Here is an 18,885-nt window from a genome sequence, read left to right as displayed (position 1 = left end):
GGGTGGTGGCTCAGCTGACGGGCGGGAGGGCTGTCCGACCGGCGGGTGGCGTCGTATGTGGTGTGGAGAAGCAAGCAGTGCGAGTGGCGGCGGGCACGCTGCCGGAACGGCGATCACGGGACGGCCAAGGTTTCGCAACGACCAGGCGACAACGAGCGTGGTGCGGGGAACCGAGCAACGCGACGGGTAGCGCACGGGCAGCCGGCGTGCTGTCGGAACAGAGATCACGGGACGGTCAAGGTTTCGCAACGACCAGGCGACGGCAAGGGGCCAGCGTCCTCTGCCGGGCGGCAAAGGCAGGCTGGCGTGAATCCCAGCACTGCTCTGGCCGGCGCTGTTCTTCCCAGCACTGTTCCGAAGAATTCACGTGACCAAAACGTTCTAAACTATGTGCGTCGTGAATGTGTCATTACTGTTACTTTCGGAAGCTCTCCTCCCTCCGCATTTCGAAGGACAGAAATGAAGAAACTCGCCCTCGCCCCCGTGGTGGCCCTCGCCATCACCGGCCTGGCAGCATCCCCGGTCATCGCCACCCCGAGCACGCAGGCTCCAGAAGGCCCGGCCTCGATTCAGCAGGCACCGTCTCCCGCCGACGCTTCGGCCTCCGAGGGCACGATCGCCGTGTCGTCGGCGAGCGTGACGACCGACGAGTTCGCCGATCCCGGTGTCGGCATCTCGGGCGCCGGACTCGCACCCGATGCCAAATTCACGATGGTGGTCACCCCCACGTCCGGTCAGAACGTCGCTCCGTACGAGGAAACCGTCACCACCGACGAGACCGGCGCCTTTGAGACCGGTGTCAACAGCCTGGGCACGGCCAGCGATGCATTCATCGGCGGGTACTCCGTGACTGTCACCAATGTCGCTGATGAGAACGAAACGTACAGCACCAATTTCGAGGTGACCGCCGGCGGCGACGAGACCGAAGAGCCCACCGCTCCGGCCGTCGACCCGAAGGCGAGCCTCGAGTCGAAGGAGATCTCCGCTGCAGATCTTGAGAAGTGGGGTCTGACCTTCACCGGAGAGGGATTCACCCCCGGCGGAGATGTGAGCATCGAAGGCGTCGACGCCGACGACACCGTCGTCGCCAAAGCCGACGACAAGGGCAACGTCGATGGGACCTTCACTGCGAAGGGCGTCAAGCCCGGCAAGTACACGGTCACGTTCATCGACGACGAGTCGGGTGAGAAGACCGAGCCGCAGGCATTCACCGTCGTCGAGGATGCCACCGAGACGCCGACCACCCCGGCCGCCGAGGCGAAGCTGATCGTCTCTCCCGAATCCGTCACCCCGAAGGACTTCGTCCAGAAGGACAAGGGCGTCAAGCTCGTCGTCGAGAACTGCGAGCCCGGCGAAGACGTGCGCTTCGTGGTCAACCCCAAGGGCAACTCCTCGGTGACGGCGTTCGATGAAACTGAGAAGGCCGACGATGAGGGCAACGCCTCCGTCACGGTCTACGGCACCTCGGCGTCGAACCCGAGCGCGTACATCGGCGACTACGACGTGACCGTGACCTGCGGTGACGACGAGCTCACCGGCAAGTTCTCGGTGGAAGAGGACCCGAACGCCGGCGGCAGCGACGGCAATGATGACGGTGGCTCCGATGGCGGCAACGGCGGCGGAAACGGTGGAGGCGACCTGCCCCGCACCGGTATGGAGCTCACCGGCCTCGCAGCCGGTGCCGGCCTCCTCCTCGTCGGCGGCACTGCGATCTTCCTGACGAAGCGCCGCAAGAAGGGTGTCCCTTCGCCCTCGGACATCTGATCCGGCCGGCGGACTCATCTCGCTGAGCTGAGTCCCCGGAAGCCCTGAGGCGCCTGGTTCGACACTGTCGGACCAGGCGCCTCAGTCAGTTCCAGGACGCGTGAGGCTGAGGTCGGGCGAGAAAACGACGGCCGCCACCGCTGCGGCTCAGGTCAGTTCGAGCGGCTCTGTTCAAAACGTGAGCCGCCCGAAACAGGCTGAGCCGAAACGACGTTCGGGTCGGCGGAGCGCAGAGGACCAGCGTCCTCCCCACTCCTGGTTGCCCACGGAATTCGCGTTGGGCCGCGGTTTGCGCCAGGTGGGACAGAGAAGGCCGAGGCTGCCTTGGCCATCTCAGAGCGAACTGCCCACAACCCAGTCTGGCCGCGACGGCGTGCTCCCATAATTCGAAGGCGAGGCGACCAGTGCAGAGAGGCGAACAGCGCCGCCGAGCATCACCTGTCACTCGCCGCGGGCCCCTCTCCCACCTCGGCGCTCAGAACTTTCCCGTCGTCCCTGCGTTCAGCGGTTGCCGCCCGTCGTCGCGCTGTGAGAAGAGCCGCGACAGCGATGAGCACGAACAAGCCGGTGGCGACGAACCCGGCGTACTCCGTATCCGGGGCGGGAAGGGTGAACGTCGCGGTCTCCACCCCCGCCTCGGCGACACCGGCGATGACGACGATGGCCGCGATGAGCACTGAGAGTCCGGTGACGATGAGGTTGTAGCGGCGGAATCGCCCGCCGTCACCGGCGGCCCAGCGATAGAGCCTCGCCATCATCACGCTGTCCCCGGTGTCGCACGCCGCCATACCTGCAGCGAAGAGCAGCGGAAGCGACAGAGCGAGAAGCGGCGACGTGCTCGCGGCCGTTGCACCGGCCGCGATCATCAGTCCGATCGTCGCCGCGGTGTCGAACCCGAGCCCGAAGAGGAGCCCGATGGGATACATCCGCGCCGGTCGATCGACGGTGCCGATGAGCCGGGAGAAGACTGTCGTGAGAGGTCCACGGGGCGCAGAACCGGCTCCAGTGTCACCGTTCGGATCTGCCGCGGGCGCTCCCCCAGTGCGACGGTCGCGCAGAAGGCGGATGAACGCGACGAGGTTGACGATCCCGAAGACCCCCACGACGCAGGTCGCGAACAGCAGTCCCCACATCCCGAGACCGGCACGCAGATCGGAGTCCTCACTCACGACGAGGCTGCGAGCCGCGGCGGCACCGGCGGTGACGAGGGCAGCGGTGATGATGACGACGCTCGAGTGCCCGAGCGCGAACCAGAATCCGACGGCACCACCACGAAGCCGGGATTGGTCAGCGGTCGCGAGTCGCCGGGTGACGTTGTCGATGACGGCGACGTGGTCGGCGTCGAAGGCATGGCGAGCGCCGAGGAGCACGGCTGTTGCCGCCAGACCCCAGGCTGCGGCGTGGCCGATCTCGTTCGTCGAGGCGAGGACTAGGCTGATCCCTGCGATCGCGAGCCCCGCGATGACGATCAACGGCGTCCGCATCCGCCACCAGTCCGCATCGAATCGGGTGCCGTCCACCTGCCCCGTTCTCGACCGTCCCGCTGTCGTCGTATCCATTGTCGGTCCCTTCGTCTCCACCTTCGGTGTGCCTGTATCCATTGCGTCCCTCACTTGTTCGCCTTCCCGGTCAGGTGTGGCACTCCGGCCGCCTGTTCCATGCCCCGGCAGCTCACCGTGAGCAGTTGTCGCATGCTCACTCGGTCGGTCGGGTCCACCGCTGCCACACGGAGTCGACGTGCGACTCGTGAGCGGCGGCACCGATCGCTCTCGCGATCGTCCCGGGCCGTGCGAGTTCGAGTATTCGCACTGTCGTCCCGCCGCCCACGTCGTCACCCGCAGTCGGACCGGCGGCTTCGTCTCTCCTGCCGAAGAGCATCGCCGTGTCGAGGACTGAGGCGGATCCGAGGACGCCCGGCAGCGGATCGGTCCCGTCGACATCGAGGTCCTCGACGAAATACGGCCTCCCCGCGCAGTCGCGCACATCGGTGCTGCTCCGCAGAGCCCCGCCGACTTCGCCCGACCGCCCGAGCACGATCGTCTCCCGCAGATGCACCGTCGCCTCGGCGCCGACGCGCACCCGAGTCGACCGTCGCACCCGCGCCCCCGACGCGACGACGAACGGGTACGTCTCCCAGATGAGACTGCCGGCCGCGCCCACCTCGATGTCGACGTCCCACCGCGACTCCGCCGCATTGGTCGGGTAAGCGACTGTGCCCCCGACGTCTTCGATGATGAGCCGGCATCCGTGCCCGACCCGGATGCCGATCGTCACCGCATCCCCGCCGAGGAGCGCCGCGCCTCCGGCGACGATCGCCACATGCGCGCGCCCTCCGGCCGCGCGGGAGATCAGCCGCGGTTGCATGAGACCGGGAGTCAGACGCACCTGCGGAAGCTTGCGTCCGGCGACCCGTTCGACGGCGATATGGGTCATCCCCGACCATCTGCAAGTACCCGATCCGCTGGGATCCGGTCTCCGCCCTCTGCATGCTCCCGGGGGTCGGGGCCGCCGGCACTGTCGTGGTCGGAATCGGCATGATTGGGATCGTCCGCGTGCCCGTGGCTCTCACTTTCGGCGTGCGAGTGCACGTATCCCCCGTCATCATCGGCATGGAAATGCGGTGCCATCGGACCCGGATCCTGCGGTTCGTGCGCCCCGGACCGGTGCGTCTCGAGCAGGGCAAGCAGCCATGACCGCAGACGCGCGACGGATTCCTTGTCGGTGCGCGACAGCCCGAGCACCGGGCCCTGCTCGCGTGCCGCCTCGGCGTCGGAGATCATCTGCTCGACATCAACGCCCACGTACGGCGCGAGGTCGGTCTTGTTGACGACGAGGAGATCGGCGCGCCCGATTCCGGGCCCGCCCTTGCGCGCTACATCGCCACCGCCGGCGACGTCGAGGACGAAGATCTGGGCGTCGATGAGAGCCGGCGAGAACGTCGCAGTGAGGTTGTCCCCGCCGGATTCGACGAGCACGAGGTCGAGCGGATCGAAGGCGGCTTCGAGCTCCTCGACTCCCGCGAGGTTGGCCGTGACGTCGTCGCGGATCGCCGTATGAGGGCACGCCCCGGTCTCAATGGCGCGGATCCGGTCGGGATCGAGGACCCCGGCAGCCCTGAGCAGCCGGGCATCCTCGTCGGTGTAGATGTCGTTGGTGATGACCCCGATGCGGATCTCGTCGGCCAGGGTGCGGCAGATCATCGCGATGAGCGAACTCTTGCCGGTGCCTACGGGTCCGGCGACTCCGAGTCGCAGGGAACGGTGCGGGGTGGGGATCTCAGGCACGAAACAGCCTCCTCGGCAGTGCGGACTGGGCCTCTGCCCAGTCCTCGATGAGCGGTGCCCCGGCAGCGGGAATCGCTGCGGGGTCGGTGAGCGTCGCCAGATCGGCGACACAGGGCTCGAAGGCGGTGCACGCCTCGAGCACCCAACCGGTGGCCGCAAGCGGATCCATCGGTTCGAGTTTGAGCATCGCAGCAGCGACCGTCTGCGCATCGTCGTAGGCGACGAGGCGCACGAGGTCGGCTGCCGGAATCCCGGCGGCTGCGGCGATGGAGCCGAGCACCACAGGACGCGGGAGTCCGCGCCGCGGCATCACCGGGTTCAACTTGGGCCACAGCGTGACCGCCACGCGACGCAGTCCCGCTCCGAGCGCCTCGGCGATCTCCCGCAAGGCCGGGCTGGGAGTTCGCGCTGCCCATTCGTCGCCGATGTCAGCGAGGATCGCACTGGACTCCCGGTCGCTCCTGCTGCCGCGGTCGACCTCATCGCCGTCGACGACGCGAGTGTCGGTCAGGGCATGGCGGGTGACGACGGCGGTGCCGGCTTCCACGCGGACGACGGTGCGCATCCGTGCGCGCATGTAGGCCGCGACCTCCCCCGTCACGAGCCCGTGGCGCAGACCGGCTTCGACGCCGTTCGAGGTCACGTGTGCTCCCGCGGGCAGGCGGGCGTCGGCGAGGAGCATGATGATCGCCGAGGCGGCCCCGGGCCCCAGCGCGTTGAGCGTCACCGTGTCCATCAGAACATCTGGTAGAGCTGGGCGAGCGGCAACGCGTGTGCGGGTGCCGCGGTGACGAGGTCGCCGTCGATGGCGATCTGGAACGTGTCCGGGTCGATGTCGATGGTGGGACGGACGTCGTTGTTGCGCATGTCCGCCTTTCCGATCCCCCGTGTTGGAGCGACGGCTCGCAGCTCGCGGCGCAGGCCCAAGCGCTCGCGCAGGCCGCTGTCGAGCGCGGCCGGAGCGACGAACGACACCGAGGTCGTCGCCCCGAGGGCATTCCCGAACGCAGGCCGCATGAGCACTGGCTGCGGTGTCGGGATCGACGCGTTCGGATCGCCGAGGCCGGCCCAGGCGATCGTTCCGCCCTTGATGACGAGGTCGGGACGGACGCCGAAGAAGCGCGGATCCCACAGCACGAGATCGGCCATCTTCCCGACTTCGACGGAACCGAGGTGAGAATCGACCCCATGTGCGATGGCCGGATTGGTCGTGTACTTCGCCACGTACCGGCGTGCCCGCTCATTGTCTGCCGGCATCGTCTCGCCGAGGCGCCCCCGCCGCAGCTTCATCGCGTGGGCGACCTGCCAGGTCCGTGTGATGACCTCGCCGATGCGGCCCATCGCCTGAGCGTCCGAGGAGGTGATGGACAGCGCGCCGAGGTCGTGGAGGATGTCCTCGGCGGCGATCGTCGTCGCCCGGATGCGCGATTCGGCGAAGGCGAGGTCCTCGGGCACGCTGGGGTTGAGGTGGTGGCAGACCATGAGCATGTCGAGGTGCTCCGCGACGGTGTTGACGGTGTGCGGAAGAGTCGGGTTGGTCGATCCGGGGATGATGTTCTCCAGCGCGGCGATCGAGAGGATGTCGGGCGCATGGCCGCCGCCGGCGCCTTCGACGTGGAAGGCATGGATGCTGCGCCCGGCGATCGCGGCGATCGTCGACTCGACGAAACCCGACTCGTTGAGTGAGTCCGAGTGGAGTGCGACCTGCAGACCGTGATCGTCGGCGGCGCGCAGGGCGGCGTCGATCGCGGCCGGTGTCGCACCCCAGTCCTCGTGGATCTTGTATCCCGCCGCCCCGCCGAGGGCCTGTTCGGCCAGACCCGCGGCGGAGACGGTGTTGCCCTTGCCGAGGAGGAGGACGTTGATCGGCAGTGCGTCGAGGGCCCGCAGCATCATCCCCAGATGCCACGCTCCGGGCGTCACCGTCGTCGCCTTGCTCCCCTCCGACGGCCCTGTTCCGCCGCCGACCACGGTGGTGATTCCGGTGGCGAGCGCCTCATGGATCTGCGACGGCGACAGCAGGTGGACGTGCGAGTCGATCCCGCCGGCGGTGAGGATTCGGCCCTCGCCGGAGATGATGTCGGTCGACGGGCCGATCTGCAGACCCGGATCGACCCCGTCCGCGATGTCGCGGTTGCCCGCCCGGCCCAGAGCCGTGATCTCGCCGCCGCGGATGCCGACGTCGGTGCGGATGATCCCCCACCAGTCGAGGACGATGACATTCGTGATCACGGTGTCCGGTGCCCCTTCCGCGCGCGTCGTCGGGCCCTGGAGCATCGATTCGCGAATCGACTTGCCCCCACCGAAGACCGCTTCGTCACCCCCGAAGGTCCGGTCGTCCTCGATCTCGATCCACAGGTCGGTGTCACCGAGGCGAACCTGGTCCCCGGTCGTCGGTCCGTAGAGGGAGGCGTAGCGCTGAGCGGAGATCTCAGCCATCAGAGCCGTCCGTGCGAATCCGCAGACCGGGCACCCGGGCACGACCGCCGAGGCGGACGATCGGCACGGTCCGCGACGCCCCCGGTTCGAACCGGATCGAGGTTCCTGCCGGAATGTCGAGTCGGCAACCATCGGCCCGTGCCCGGTCGAACGCCAATGCGGCGTTGACGTCGGGTAGGTGGAAGTGCGATCCGATCTGAACCGGACGATCTCCCGTGTTCTCGATGGTGATGCTGCCGATCTCTGCCCCGGCAGCGCGTGCGTTGAGGTTGCGGGTTCCCTCGCGCACCCTCACGGCACCCGGCCCGTGGTCTCTCATGCCTGCCATGAAGCGGTCCTGTCAGTCGATGGGGTTGTGGATGGTGACGAGTTTGCGCCCGTCGGGGAACGTGGCCTCGACCTGGACGTCGTGGAGCATCGGCGCCACATCGTCCATGACGTCGTCGCGGCTGAGGACCTCTCGTCCGGTGACCATGAGCTCCTCGACTGCGGCCCCCTCACGTGCTCGCTCGATCACCCAGGTGCTCAGCAGCGCAACGGATTCGGGATAGTTGAGCGGAACGCCCCGCGACAGGCGATCGCGGGCGACCATGCCGGCGACGGAGAGCAGCAGCTTCTCCGTGTCCCCCGGTGTGAAGTGCATCAGCGCTCCCGGACCGGGTCGGCAGGCAGGACATGTTCGCCGAGGCGATCGGTCGACAATGCCAGAGAGCTGAGATAGAGCGTCTCCCCGTTCGGTCCGGTCTTCGCCGAGGCGATCATGTCGGGACGCTCGAACTCCATCTCCGTGACGTGGCACCACAGGGTCGCATCCGTGGGGTTGCCGTCGTCGTCATACATCGGCACGTCGATGCCGTCGTCCTGTCGACGCAGATAGAAGCGCCCCCGGGTGATGATCGCCATGAGCGGAGTGGCGACGATGGCGATGCCGACGGCGAAGAGCGGGGAGAACGGCTGGACTGCGGCCCCGAAAGCACCGAAGTAGATGGCGATGGACACCCCACCGGAGAGCACGAGGGAGACGACGCCGACCGGGTTCCAGTCGTAGAGCATGCCGCGGCGGAACTCCGGAGTCTTCGGTGAGAGTCCCAGCACGTACTTGTTGATGGCGATGTCCGCGGCGACGACGCAGATCCACGACATCGCGAGGTTGGCGTAGAAGCTGAGGATCGCGTTGAGGAAGTCGAACATGTTGAGTTCCATGAGCGCCAGAGCGAAGAGCAGGTTGACGACGAGGAAGGTGATCCGCCCCGGGTAGCGCTTGGTGATCCGGGTGTACGCGTTCGTCCACGCCAGCGACCCGGAGTAGGCGTTCGTCACGTTGATCTTCACCTGGGAGATGACGACGAGGACGACGGCGAGCAGTAGGGCGAGCCATTGCGGCATCATCTGCTCGTAGGTGGCGAGCAGTTGCTGCACCGGTTCGGTCGCGAATCCGGTGGCTCCAGGCACGTTGGCGATGAGGTAGACGGCGAGGAACATGCCGATGATCTGCTTGATCGCCCCGAAGATCACCCAGCCGGGACCGGCGAGGATCACCGCCGTCCACCAGCTGCGATGGTTAGCCGGAGTGCGCGGGGGCATGAATCGCAGGTAGTCGATCTGCTCGGCGATCTGGGCGATGAGCGAGAGGCAGACTCCAGCGGCGAGCATGGCCGAGGCGAAGTTCGCGCTCTCGCCGCTCTCGCCCTGGTACGCGAAGAAGGTGCTCACGGATTCCGGTTGGAAGGCGATGAGGTAGCCGACGGGGACGACCATGAGGACGAGCCAGAGCGGTGTCGTCGAGACCTGCAGTCGAGCCAGCGCCTTCATGCCGAAGATGACGAGCGGGAAGATGAGGACTGTGGAGATGAGGTAGCCGATCGGACTCGGAATGCCGAGTCCCAAGTAGAGTCCCTGGGCCATGATCGAACCCTCGAGGGCGAAGAAGATGAACGTGAAGGTGGCGAAGATGATGTTCGTGATCACCGAGCCGTAGTACCCGAACCCTGCTCCGCGGGTGATGAGATCGAGGTCGAGGTTGTAGCGTGCGGCGTAGAAGGCCAAGGGCCAGCCAGTGAGGAAGATGATGATGGCCGCCGTGAGGATGCCGAGGATGCCGTTGGCTGTGCCGTGTGCCAGACCGATGCTCGCACCGATTGAGAAGTCAGCGAGATACGCGATGCCTCCCAGCGCACTCGTCGCCACCACAGCCGGTGCCCACGTGCGGTAGGAGCGCGGCGCGAATCTCAGGGTGTAGTCCTCGAGACTCTCGCGCGCTGCGGCTTTCGCCTCGCTGCTCGTCCCCGGCGGTGCCGTCGACTTGTCTGCAGACATCGTCATGATGGTCTCCTCGGTCGCTCGTCGATCTCAACAGCGCCCATCCTGACAGTCGATTGTTTCGTCCCGTGGTGAGCAACGTTTCGCTAGTGTTTCGACTGCAGTCAGCGTCCTGTGCAGGGTGACCTGTCGGAGGCGACGTGCTTCGACTACTCCGGGTGCCGGAGGGCGACCTGCCGTGATTTCTCGGCCCCTGTGAGTCGCTCCTTCAGAGTCCTGCACCCTCAGAGCCTCACGTTGCGGCTCAGGTCAGTTCGAGCGGCTCTGTTCAAAAGGTGAGCCGCCCGAAACAGGCTGAGCCGAAGCGACGTTCGGGCCGGCGGAGCGCAGAGGACCAGCGGGAATCCGACGGAGTTTCGGGCACGAAGAAGGGGCGGATCGCTCCGCCCCTGGAAATGATGCCCTGCCCCTGGTCACAGCCGCTCTGTGTCGCTCAGGTTGCCGTCGCAGTCGCTCAAGTTGCCTTCGCAACCGCTCAAATTACCGTCGCAACCGCTCAGGTTGCCGTCACGGCCACTCGGTGCCACCCAGATCGCTCTCACGCCTTCGCCGGACCGCGCACTCGTCGGGTGGTGAAATCGTCGTAGAGCACGACGGCACCGGCCTCCGATTCGGCGGTGACCTTCGGTCGCCGGCCGCGTGCGATCGAGACGACGTCGCCGCCGGAACCGGCAGCGAAGACACGCGAATCGCGTTCGCGTGCCGCCGCCTCGGCGAGGACTTCCTCCTCGAGTTCCCGGTTCCGGCTGCGCAGGGCGTCGATCTGGTTCTGCATCTCCATGATCTTCTTGATCCCGACGAGGTTGACGCCCTCGTCCTTCGAGAGATGCTGGATCAGGCGCAGCTTGGCGATGTCCCGCCCCGAATAGCGTCGGCCCTTGCCGGCCGTGCGCTGCGGGGTGACAAGACCCATCCGGTCATACTGCCGCAGAGTCTGCGGGTGCATCCCCGCCAATTCCGCCGCGACCGAGATGACGTAGAGCGCCGCGCTCTGAGAGAACTGCATCCTGCCTCACTGCCTCAGCTTGCCTTGGCCCGATCGAGCAGGCCGGCCCGCGGATCCTCGGATTCCGTCGCGGTCTTGTACGCTTCGACGGCTTCCTTCGCTTCCTTCGAGAGGTTCTTCGGCGCGACGATCTCGACGGTGACGAGCAGGTCGCCTGTTCCCTTCTTCGTCTTCACGCCCTTGCCGCGCACCCGCAGGGTCCGGCCGGAGGGCGTGCCCGCCGGGATCTTCACCTTCACCGGCTGACCGCCGAGCGTGGGCACCTTGACCTCGGCGCCGAGCGCCGCCTCGTCGAAGCTCACCGGCAGGTCCATCCGCAGGTTGTCGCCGTCGCGGGTGAACACCGGGTGGGGCTTGACGTGGACGGTGAGGATGACGTCACCGGGATCGCCGCCGTTCGGGCTCTGCTTGCCCTTGCCGGCCAGTCGGATCTTCTGCCCGTCCTTGACCCCGATCGGGGTGCGCACGGTCAGCGGCTTGCCACCGGGCATCTGCAGCTTCACGGATGCGCCGTTGGCCGCCTCGGTGAAGCTGAGGTTCGTCGAGGACTTGATGTCCCCGCCCTTGACCGGTGGCGAGTATCCGCCGCCGAAGCCCGTGTCGTAACCGCCGCCATAGCCGCCGTACGACCCGCCGCCGAACCCGTTGAGGAGGTCGGCGAGGTCCGGGGGCACGTCGCCGTAGCCGCTGCCGCCGCCGAACCCGCCGCCGCTGTAGGTCGTCCGGGTCCGAGTGCGCCCGCCGCCTCCGAAGAGGTCGGAGAACACGTCGTCGAAGCCGCCGCCGGCTCCCCCGGCACCACCGGCGCCGGCGCTGAACCTGGCACCGCTGCCCATGGCGCGGACCTGGTCGTACTGTTCGCGCGATTCCTTGTTCGACAGCACCTGGTGGGCCTGTCCGATCTCCTTGAACTTGGCCTCCGCCTCGGCGTTCCCCGGATTCGCGTCCGGATGGTACTTCCGCGCGAGCTTGCGGTAGGCCTTCTTGATCTCGGAGTCCGACGCGTCCTTGGAGACGCCGAGGGTCTTGTAGAAGTCCTTCTCGAACCAGTCATTCTGCGGTCCGGTACTCATCTGGCACCTCCCTTCTTCTCAGTCCTGTTGTGCCTGCCGGTGCGTGGCCGCCCCGGCTCTGTCATTCGTCCGTTCATCTGTCTGCTCACAATCCGCAATCCCCGCGAAGGCTTCCCTCCCGGTGATTCCGGACCGTCGCCGAGGCGGTCCCCGCTCCCAGCGTCCGTGGCCGGACGCTGGGGTGGCGGGTCACCTCGGCGAAGGTGGAACGGTCAGTCCTCTGGCTGCTGCACGCCGACGCGGGCCGCGCGGATGATGCGATCACCCATGCGGTAGCCCGGCTGCATGACCATGAACACCGTCGGCACCTCGACTTCGTCCGACGGCTGCTGCATGAGTGCCTCATGCAGGTGCGGATCGAACTCGTCGCCGACTGCGCCGTACTGCTCGACGCCGACCTTGGCCAACGCATCGATGAGCTTGTTGACGTGGGCCTCGAAGGGCCCGGAGACGTCGCCGTTCTCCTGCGCCAGACGCACCTCGTCGAGGACGGGAACCAAGGCCTCGACGACCTTGACGGTTCCGCCCACCGACGCCCGCTCGCGTTCGCGATCGGCGCGCATCCGGTAGGCCGCGTACTCGGCATTGATGCGCTTGAGGTCGGCGAGGTGGGCCGCGGCCTCGGAGCCGGGAGCGGGTTCGCTGCCGGCCGCCTCGGTGTCATTGAGCGATGAGGCATCGGCCGGAATCTCGACACCGAGGTCGCTGGCATCGGCCAGCACCTCCTCGGTGTCGGCTCCCTCACCGGACTCCCCCGAAGCCGACTGCGGGTCGGCTTCGGGACGGAGCTCACCGGTCTCGGGATCGACCCGACGCTTGTCATGGAAGGTGAAGCCTGGCTCCTCGGACGACGGATCGTTGCCCTCGGTCGTCATTACTTCTTCCCCTCGTCCTCATCATCATCCACGACCTCGGCGTCGACGACGTCGTCGTCGGCACCGGTGCCTGCGTCACTGCTGCCCTGGTCGGCACCACCGGCAGCGCCACCGGCCGCGCCGGACTCCTGCTGCTGGTAGATGGCCTCACCGATCTTCTGCTGCTTCTCGGTGAGCGTGTCGAACGCCTTCTTCACGGCGTCGTCGTCTTCACCGTTGAGAGCTTCCTTGACAGCGTCGACGTCGCCCTGGAGCTCGGACTTGATGTCCTCGGGCAGCTTGTCGGCGTTGTCGTCGAGCAGCTTCTGCGTCTGGTAGGCGAGGTTCTCCGCGTTGTTGCGGACGTCGGCGGCCTCACGGCGCTTCTTGTCCTCTTCCGCGTGCTCCTCGGCCTCACGCACCATGCGCTCGATGTCCTCCTTGGGGAGGGCCGAGCCGCCGGTGATCGTCATCGACTGCTCCTTGCCGGTTCCCTTGTCGGTGGCCGAGACATGGACGATGCCGTTGGCGTCGATGTCGAACGCGACCTCGATCTGCGGCACGCCGCGCGGAGCCGGCGCGATGCCGGTCAGCTCGAAGGTGCCGAGGTTCTTGTTGTCGCGCGTGAACTCACGCTCACCCTGGAAGACCTGGATCGACACCGACGGCTGGTTGTCCTCAGCCGTGGTGAACGTCTCCGAGCGCTTCGTCGGGATCGGGGTGTTGCGTTCGATGAGCTTCGTCATCACGCCGCCCTTGGTCTCGAGTCCGAGCGAGAGCGGGGTGACGTCGATGAGCAGGACGTCCTTGCGTTCGCCCATGAGCACACCGGCCTGGACGGCAGCGCCGATCGCGACGACCTCATCGGGGTTGACGCCCTTGTTGGGCTCCTTGCCTCCGGTGAGCTCGGTGACGACCTGGGTGACGCCGGGCATGCGGGTCGAACCACCGACGAGGACGACGTGGTCGATGTCCTTGACGGACACGCCGGCATCCTTCATCACCGCGTGGAACGGCGCCTTGGTGCGCTCGAGGAGGTCCTTGGTCAGGTCCTCGAACTTCGCCCGGGTGAGGGTTTCGTCGAGGTGGATCGGACCGTTCTCGCTCATCGAGAGGTACTGCAGCGAGATGTTGGTGCTCGTCGCGGACGACAGCTCCTTCTTCGCCTGCTCAGCGGCCTCCTTGAGACGCTGCATCGCCGTCGAGTCCTTCGTCAGGTCGACGCCGTAGTTGTTCTTGACCTGCTCGACCAGCCAATCGACGATCCGCTGATCCCAGTCGTCACCGCCGAGGCGGTTGTCACCGGAGGTCGCACGGACCTGAATGGTCGAGAAGCCGTCGTCGTCCTTGCCGACTTCGAGCAGCGAGACGTCGAACGTACCGCCACCGAGGTCGAAGACGAGGATGAGCTCGTCTTCCTTGCCGCGCTCGAGGCCGTAGGCCAGAGCAGCAGCGGTGGGCTCGTTGATGATGCGCAGGACGTTGAGGCCGGCGATCTCACCGGCATCCTTCGTGGCCTGGCGCTCTGCGTCGTTGAAGTAGGCCGGCACGGTGATGACCGCGTCGGTGACCTTCTCCTGCAGGTACTCCTCAGCGTCGTGCTTGAGCTTCTGGAGGATGCGGGCGGAGACCTCGGGAGCGGTCAGCGTCTTGCCGCCGATCTCGGTGTTCCAGTCGGTGCCCATGTGGCGCTTGACGGACGCCACGGTGTTCTTCACGTTGGTGACAGCCTGGCGCTTGGCGATCTCGCCGACCAGGGAGTCTCCGTTCTTGTTGACTGCGACGACGGACGGGGTCGTGCGACCGCCTTCCATGTTCGCGATGACCTTGGGGTCGCCGCCCTCGAGGACAGCGACGACGGAGTTCGTGGTTCCGAGGTCGATTCCAACTGCACGTGCCATATCGTTTCTCCTTAACTCTCAGAGTCGTCTCGGGCTGAATGCGAGCGGCCGAACCGGAGGGCCCGATCGCGCACATTGAGTCTGATGGACTCAAGTATTCTCTTCCCGGCTGAGATCGTCAATCCCCGCCTCATCAAAGTTGCGTACACTAGACTCAACTTTGTGGAGCGCCGGGTTATTCCTCATGTGGAGAATTTTTCTCAGATTCTTTCCTGTAGGCCCTCGAAGGGACTACCAGTCCGATCGCCCAGATCCTGTGCACGTCAGCGTCACCACCCAGATCTGCTCTGGTCTGCGACCACGGGCGGCCACGGGCGACCACGTACCGCATGAAAGTCGGTGAGGGCTCTAACCGGCAAGAGCTGAATGGGTCAGGGTCGCCGGCAAGGGTCTGCTTCAGTCGAGCAGTACGCTGGGCGCAGGCCTGCGGTACTGCCGTGAGTGCTGAAGTGCGTACCTCGGACAGGTTTCGTTGCGTTCTGGTGTTCATATCGTGGACGTCATGATTACAGCTGAGAACCTGACCAAGAGATATGGCGCGACGACTGCCGTCAATGATCTGTCTTTCACTGTTCGTCCTGGGGTCGTCACTGGGTTCCTTGGGAGGAACGGTGCCGGGAAATCTACGACGATGAGGATGCTTGTCGGGCTTGATCGGCCGACGACGGGACGAATCAGCATCGATGGCAGGGACTACCGTGAGTTCAACGATCCGCTTCGGCACGTGGGTGCGATGCTCGATGCTCGGGGTGTGCACCCGGGACGCAGCGGTTACGACCACTTGTTGGCCGTGGCGTATTCCAACGGGATACCGAGGCGGCGCGTCGAGCAGGTCGTGGAAATGGTCGGTCTCCGGTCGGTTGTCTTCCGGCGAGCTGGTGGTTTCTCCTTGGGGATGGGCCAACGTCTCGGGATCGCGACTGCGCTGCTCGGAGACCCGGAGATCCTGGTGCTCGACGAGCCGACGAATGGTCTCGATCCGGACGGCATCTTGTGGTTGCGCACGCTGCTCAGCCGGATCGCGGCGGAAGGGCGGACGGTGTTCTTGTCCTCGCATCTCATGAGCGAACTCGCCCTTATCGCCGAAGACCTCGTCGTCATCGGCGGTGGCGAGTTGCTGGCCGTCGGATCGGTTGATGCGGTCGTTGCTTCGGTTTCGCCGGAGACTGTCCGCGTCATCACACCCGAAGCCGGGGCGTTGGCCAGAGCTCTGCAGGGGCCGGGTGTGAGTGTGTCATCGACCGATTCCGAAACTCTCGATGTGCAAGGTCTCGCTGCGCGCGAGATCGGAAGCATCGCCGCGGGGGCACGTATAGTGTTGTACGGGCTCGAGACACATCAGGCTTCGTTGGAGGAAGCCTTCATGCAGATCACGCAAGGCGCCCCTGTGCACGGCGCACACCTTCAGGAGGTCGCGGAATGAACGGCGCGGCACAGAATTCCCTGGCCACGACTCTCTCGAGGCCACATCAGGACGACCTGGGAGCCGCCCGGGTCACTGCGCTCGGGCTGTTGCTCTCTGAATGGACGAAGCTGCGGTCGGTGCGTTCGCTCGTGTACACCGTGCTGACGGCGTTTGTGGCGACCACTGCCATGACGGCTTACCTCATCATCGATGGGACGAAGTTCTCCAGCGGGGAGGCCGGGGATATCCCCTTCGCCTTCACGTCAGTCTACCCCCTCGGGATGATCGTGCTGATTATCGCGGGCGTTCTCGCGATAACCAGCGAGTACAGCAGTGGCTCCATAGGAATGAGTCTGATTGCTGTCCCTCGCCGCACTGGGATGTTCATGGCGAAGGCGGCTGTTCTCGCGGCTGTGACTGCAGTGTTGGCGATGGTGATGTCGTTGCTGCTCTATGTCATCGTGCAGATCACCGGCACTGTTCCCTCGGCCGATGGGATGTCATTGTTTGATCCTCGGATGTTCTGGGGCGTTCTCGGAGCTACAGCTGCCTTGCCGTTCGGGGCCGTGTTCGGTCTGGCGTTGGGAGGTCTGACGCGCAATGCCGCCGCGGCCATCTGCCTGTACTTCGGCGTCTTCCAGCTTGGACCGCAGCTCTTACCCTCTCTCGTGCCCGACAATGTCGCTGGCCTCGCTGACTTCATGCCCCTGGCCGCGATCAATGTGATCCGCTCCGGTGGCTTGATCGCGGATCCGTATGGCAGCGGGACGGCAGCCATAGTCCTGCTCGGTTGGTTGGTTGTGCTCGGCGGGGCGGCCTGGTTGTTGTTGAAGCGGCGGGACGTGTGATCGTCCCGGATGTAGGGGTAACGTGAGCGGATTGTTGCGTTGGGTGCGTGCTTTCGACCGGAGGCACCCGTTGTGGTGGGACCTGGTGGTGGCTCTTGTGCTCATGGTCATCTCGGCCAATGGCTCCGGACTGCGCGACGGGATCGGGATTGCGCTCTGCTTGGTTGTCGGCGGGGCGACACTGTGGCGGCGCCGTACACCCCAGCGCGCTCTGGCGGTGGCCCTCGGCGGCGTGATTGTGATCGCGCTGCTGACACCGTTGACAGATCTCGACCTTCCGTGGGTCTATCCCATGGTGTGGTTGCTGGTGTTCAACGTCGGTCTGCGTCACGGTGACCGAGGGCTCATTCGCATGGCGGTGGTTGTGGCCGTCACAGGCCTGGCCGCGTTCGTCGCCCCCGCCGATTCGACATCTGGAATGCCTGACCGCGTCTACTCGTCGTTCGCGGTGGCGGCAATGTGCGCCACAGCGTTTCTGGGCGGGGTACACATCCACCTCCAGCGGCGGAGAGTTTCCGAGCAGCGCGAGCATGCCGCTAGAGCGGCCGTCGCGGCTGAGCGTTCTCGTATTACCAGGGAGTTGCACGACATCATCGGTCATAACCTGTCGGTGATGATCTCTCTGGCGACCGGCGGCGTTGTCGCCGTGCAAAACGCGCCGCGGGATGCCGAGCGTGCATTCGAGGCAATCGGGAACGCTGGCCGGGCCTCGATGCACGAGATGCGGCATGTGCTCGAGGTCCTCCGATTCGATGAGAGCCCTGCCGGTGCACCGCTGACTCCGAATCTGGGCATCGGCGGGGTGGATGACCTCGTCGAGTCCGTGCGCGGGGCCGGTCTCCGTGTCCGCTTGGAGCGTGTCGGTTCGTTGGACGACATCTCTGGCGGGATCCAGTTGGCCGTTTACCGCATCGTGCAAGAAGCTCTGACGAACACGCTGCGATACGCCGGTGAGAGCGCGCAAGTGAGCGTCAGTATCGAACGCGACGACCTGCAGGTCCTGGTGCGGGTAGAAGACAGCAACGCTGCTCCCGTTCAGGTCTGCCACTCTGGCCCAGGATCGGGCCAGGGGATCGTGGGCATGCGCGGTCGGGCCGAAGCTTTCGGCGGCACTCTTGCGGCTGGCCCCACCGCTTTTGGGTGGCGGGTCGTTGCAAGCATCCCGATCAGCGGTCACCGCGAGTGGTCGGACCGGCACGGCGGAGGTGGAGTTTGACCATCACAATCCTGATCGCCGATGACCAGCCGTTGCAGCGAATGGGCATGAGCATGTTCCTGGCGGGGCAGGACGACATCGAAGTCATCGGCGAAGCCGGCGACGGTGACGAAGCCGTTCAGCTCACAGAATCACGAGAACCGGACGTCGTACTGATGGACGTTCGGATGCCCGGGACGGACGGCATCGCCGCGACACGGGCGATCATGGAGCAGAAGAACTCGTCGCCGTTCGGCCCGAAGGTGCTCCTGCTGACAACCTTCGATCTCGACGAGTATGTGCTCGATGGCCTTCAGGCCGGCGCTAGTGGATTCTTGACCAAGGACGCCGAGCCCGGCGATCTGCTCTCAGCCATTCGCGCTGTCGCTATCGGTGATGCCGTGATCGCCCCATCTGCCACCAGACGACTGATCAGTCGTCTGGTGGCAGATGGGGCGCACCCTGCACGCCGACATTCGCGCGTCGAGTCCACAGCTGTCAAACGTCTGACCGCCCGGGAAAGAGAGATCCTTGTCGAGATCGGGCACGGTGCCACGAACTCCGAAATCGCCGCACGGTTCGTGCTCGCGGAATCCACAGTCAAGAACTATGTGGGGCGGATCTTCACGAAAATCGACGCGCGCGACCGCGTGAACGCCGTGATCATCGCCTTCGAATCCGGCTTGATCGGAACGGATCATCGGGACGATGCCGGTTAGTCGCAGTCAATTGCGTGTGCTGGCAGCTGAAGGGTGGATGGCTCTTGCCAAGACGTGCTAACGGCCTTAAGAAGACGT

The 18,885-nt window shown here is 65.8% G+C and carries 17 protein-coding genes; 5 read left to right on the top strand and 12 right to left on the bottom strand.

Annotated features, from left to right (window positions below):
- The first annotated feature begins 459 nt into the window (after nt 1-459).
- Nucleotides 460-1,764: an LPXTG cell wall anchor domain-containing protein gene (locus FFS20_RS03370; protein ID WP_137824526.1), complete on the top strand. Its 1,305-nt coding sequence runs from the start codon at nt 460-462 to the stop codon at nt 1,762-1,764.
- A gap of 434 nt (nt 1,765-2,198) precedes the next feature.
- On the opposite strand, the gene FFS20_RS03365 is transcribed toward FFS20_RS03370, so the two are convergent.
- The 12 genes from FFS20_RS03365 to dnaK all read right to left on the bottom strand — a co-directional run bounded on the left by FFS20_RS03365 (nt 2,199) and on the right by dnaK (nt 14,640).
- Nucleotides 2,199-3,323 carry a HoxN/HupN/NixA family nickel/cobalt transporter gene (locus FFS20_RS03365; protein WP_171006960.1) on the bottom strand — a complete coding sequence of 375 codons (1,125 nt, stop codon included), beginning with the start codon at nt 3,321-3,323 and terminating at the stop codon, nt 2,199-2,201.
- Nucleotides 3,324-3,459: 136 nt separating this feature from the next.
- On the bottom strand, nt 3,460-4,197 hold the full coding sequence (locus FFS20_RS03360; protein ID WP_137824524.1) for an urease accessory protein UreD: 738 nt from the start codon (nt 4,195-4,197) through the stop codon (nt 3,460-3,462).
- Entirely contained in the window at nt 4,194-5,048 is an 855-nt protein-coding gene (ureG, locus tag FFS20_RS03355) for an urease accessory protein UreG (protein WP_137824523.1), read from the bottom strand. The genes FFS20_RS03360 and ureG overlap by 4 nt, the downstream gene beginning before the upstream one ends.
- Nucleotides 5,041-5,784, bottom strand: a complete 744-nt coding sequence (locus FFS20_RS03350) for an urease accessory UreF family protein (RefSeq protein WP_212743277.1) — start codon at nt 5,782-5,784, stop codon at nt 5,041-5,043. The genes ureG and FFS20_RS03350 overlap by 8 nt, the downstream gene beginning before the upstream one ends.
- Entirely contained in the window at nt 5,784-7,487 is a 1,704-nt protein-coding gene (locus tag FFS20_RS03345) for an urease subunit alpha (protein ID WP_137824522.1), read from the bottom strand. Before FFS20_RS03345 ends, FFS20_RS03350 begins: the two co-directional genes overlap by 1 nt.
- Nucleotides 7,480-7,815: an urease subunit beta gene (ureB, locus tag FFS20_RS03340; protein ID WP_137824521.1), complete on the bottom strand. Its 336-nt coding sequence runs from the start codon at nt 7,813-7,815 to the stop codon at nt 7,480-7,482. The genes FFS20_RS03345 and ureB overlap by 8 nt, the downstream gene beginning before the upstream one ends.
- Nucleotides 7,816-7,827: 12 nt before the next feature.
- Complete coding sequence (locus FFS20_RS03335) at nt 7,828-8,130, bottom strand: urease subunit gamma (RefSeq protein ID WP_137824520.1); 303 nt, start codon at nt 8,128-8,130, stop codon at nt 7,828-7,830.
- Nucleotides 8,130-9,803, bottom strand: coding sequence for a hypothetical protein (locus FFS20_RS03330; protein WP_249356572.1), 1,674 nt, complete (start codon nt 9,801-9,803; stop codon nt 8,130-8,132). Before FFS20_RS03330 ends, FFS20_RS03335 begins: the two co-directional genes overlap by 1 nt.
- 541 nt (nt 9,804-10,344) lie before the next feature.
- Nucleotides 10,345-10,812 carry a helix-turn-helix transcriptional regulator gene (locus FFS20_RS03325; RefSeq protein WP_137824518.1) on the bottom strand — a complete coding sequence of 156 codons (468 nt, stop codon included), beginning with the start codon at nt 10,810-10,812 and terminating at the stop codon, nt 10,345-10,347.
- Nucleotides 10,813-10,826: 14 nt separating this feature from the next.
- A complete protein-coding gene (locus FFS20_RS03320; RefSeq protein ID WP_137824517.1) occupies nt 10,827-11,885 on the bottom strand; it encodes a DnaJ C-terminal domain-containing protein in 1,059 nt (352 codons plus the stop codon).
- 212 nt (nt 11,886-12,097) lie between these two features.
- Nucleotides 12,098-12,760: a nucleotide exchange factor GrpE gene (locus tag FFS20_RS03315; RefSeq protein WP_137824516.1), complete on the bottom strand. Its 663-nt coding sequence runs from the start codon at nt 12,758-12,760 to the stop codon at nt 12,098-12,100.
- The gene (gene dnaK / locus FFS20_RS03310) at nt 12,760-14,640 is read right to left on the bottom strand and encodes a molecular chaperone DnaK (RefSeq protein ID WP_137824515.1); all 1,881 of its coding nucleotides are present in this window, start codon (nt 14,638-14,640) and stop codon (nt 12,760-12,762) included. Before dnaK ends, FFS20_RS03315 begins: the two co-directional genes overlap by 1 nt.
- A 502-nt stretch (nt 14,641-15,142) precedes the next feature.
- Here dnaK and FFS20_RS03305 point away from each other — a divergent pair.
- The 4 genes from FFS20_RS03305 to FFS20_RS03290 are packed head-to-tail and all read left to right on the top strand — an operon-like array spanning nt 15,143 to nt 18,807.
- Entirely contained in the window at nt 15,143-16,063 is a 921-nt protein-coding gene (locus FFS20_RS03305; RefSeq protein ID WP_137824514.1) for an ATP-binding cassette domain-containing protein, read from the top strand.
- Nucleotides 16,060-16,893, top strand: coding sequence for an ABC transporter permease (locus tag FFS20_RS03300; protein ID WP_137824513.1), 834 nt, complete (start codon nt 16,060-16,062; stop codon nt 16,891-16,893). The genes FFS20_RS03305 and FFS20_RS03300 overlap by 4 nt, the downstream gene beginning before the upstream one ends.
- Nucleotides 16,894-16,915: 22 nt before the next feature.
- Entirely contained in the window at nt 16,916-18,109 is a 1,194-nt protein-coding gene (locus FFS20_RS03295) for a histidine kinase (RefSeq protein WP_137824512.1), read from the top strand.
- Nucleotides 18,106-18,807 (top strand): response regulator transcription factor, encoded by a 702-nt coding sequence (locus FFS20_RS03290; protein ID WP_137824511.1) that lies wholly within the window; start codon nt 18,106-18,108, stop codon nt 18,805-18,807. The genes FFS20_RS03295 and FFS20_RS03290 overlap by 4 nt, the downstream gene beginning before the upstream one ends.
- Nucleotides 18,808-18,885 lie beyond the last annotated feature (78 nt).

This window comes from Brevibacterium sp. 2SA, assembly GCF_005502845.1.
Classification (GTDB): Bacteria; Actinomycetota; Actinomycetes; order Actinomycetales; family Brevibacteriaceae; genus Brevibacterium.
Note: the sequence above shows the minus strand (reverse complement) of the source record. Positions and strands in the feature narration are given on the sequence as shown.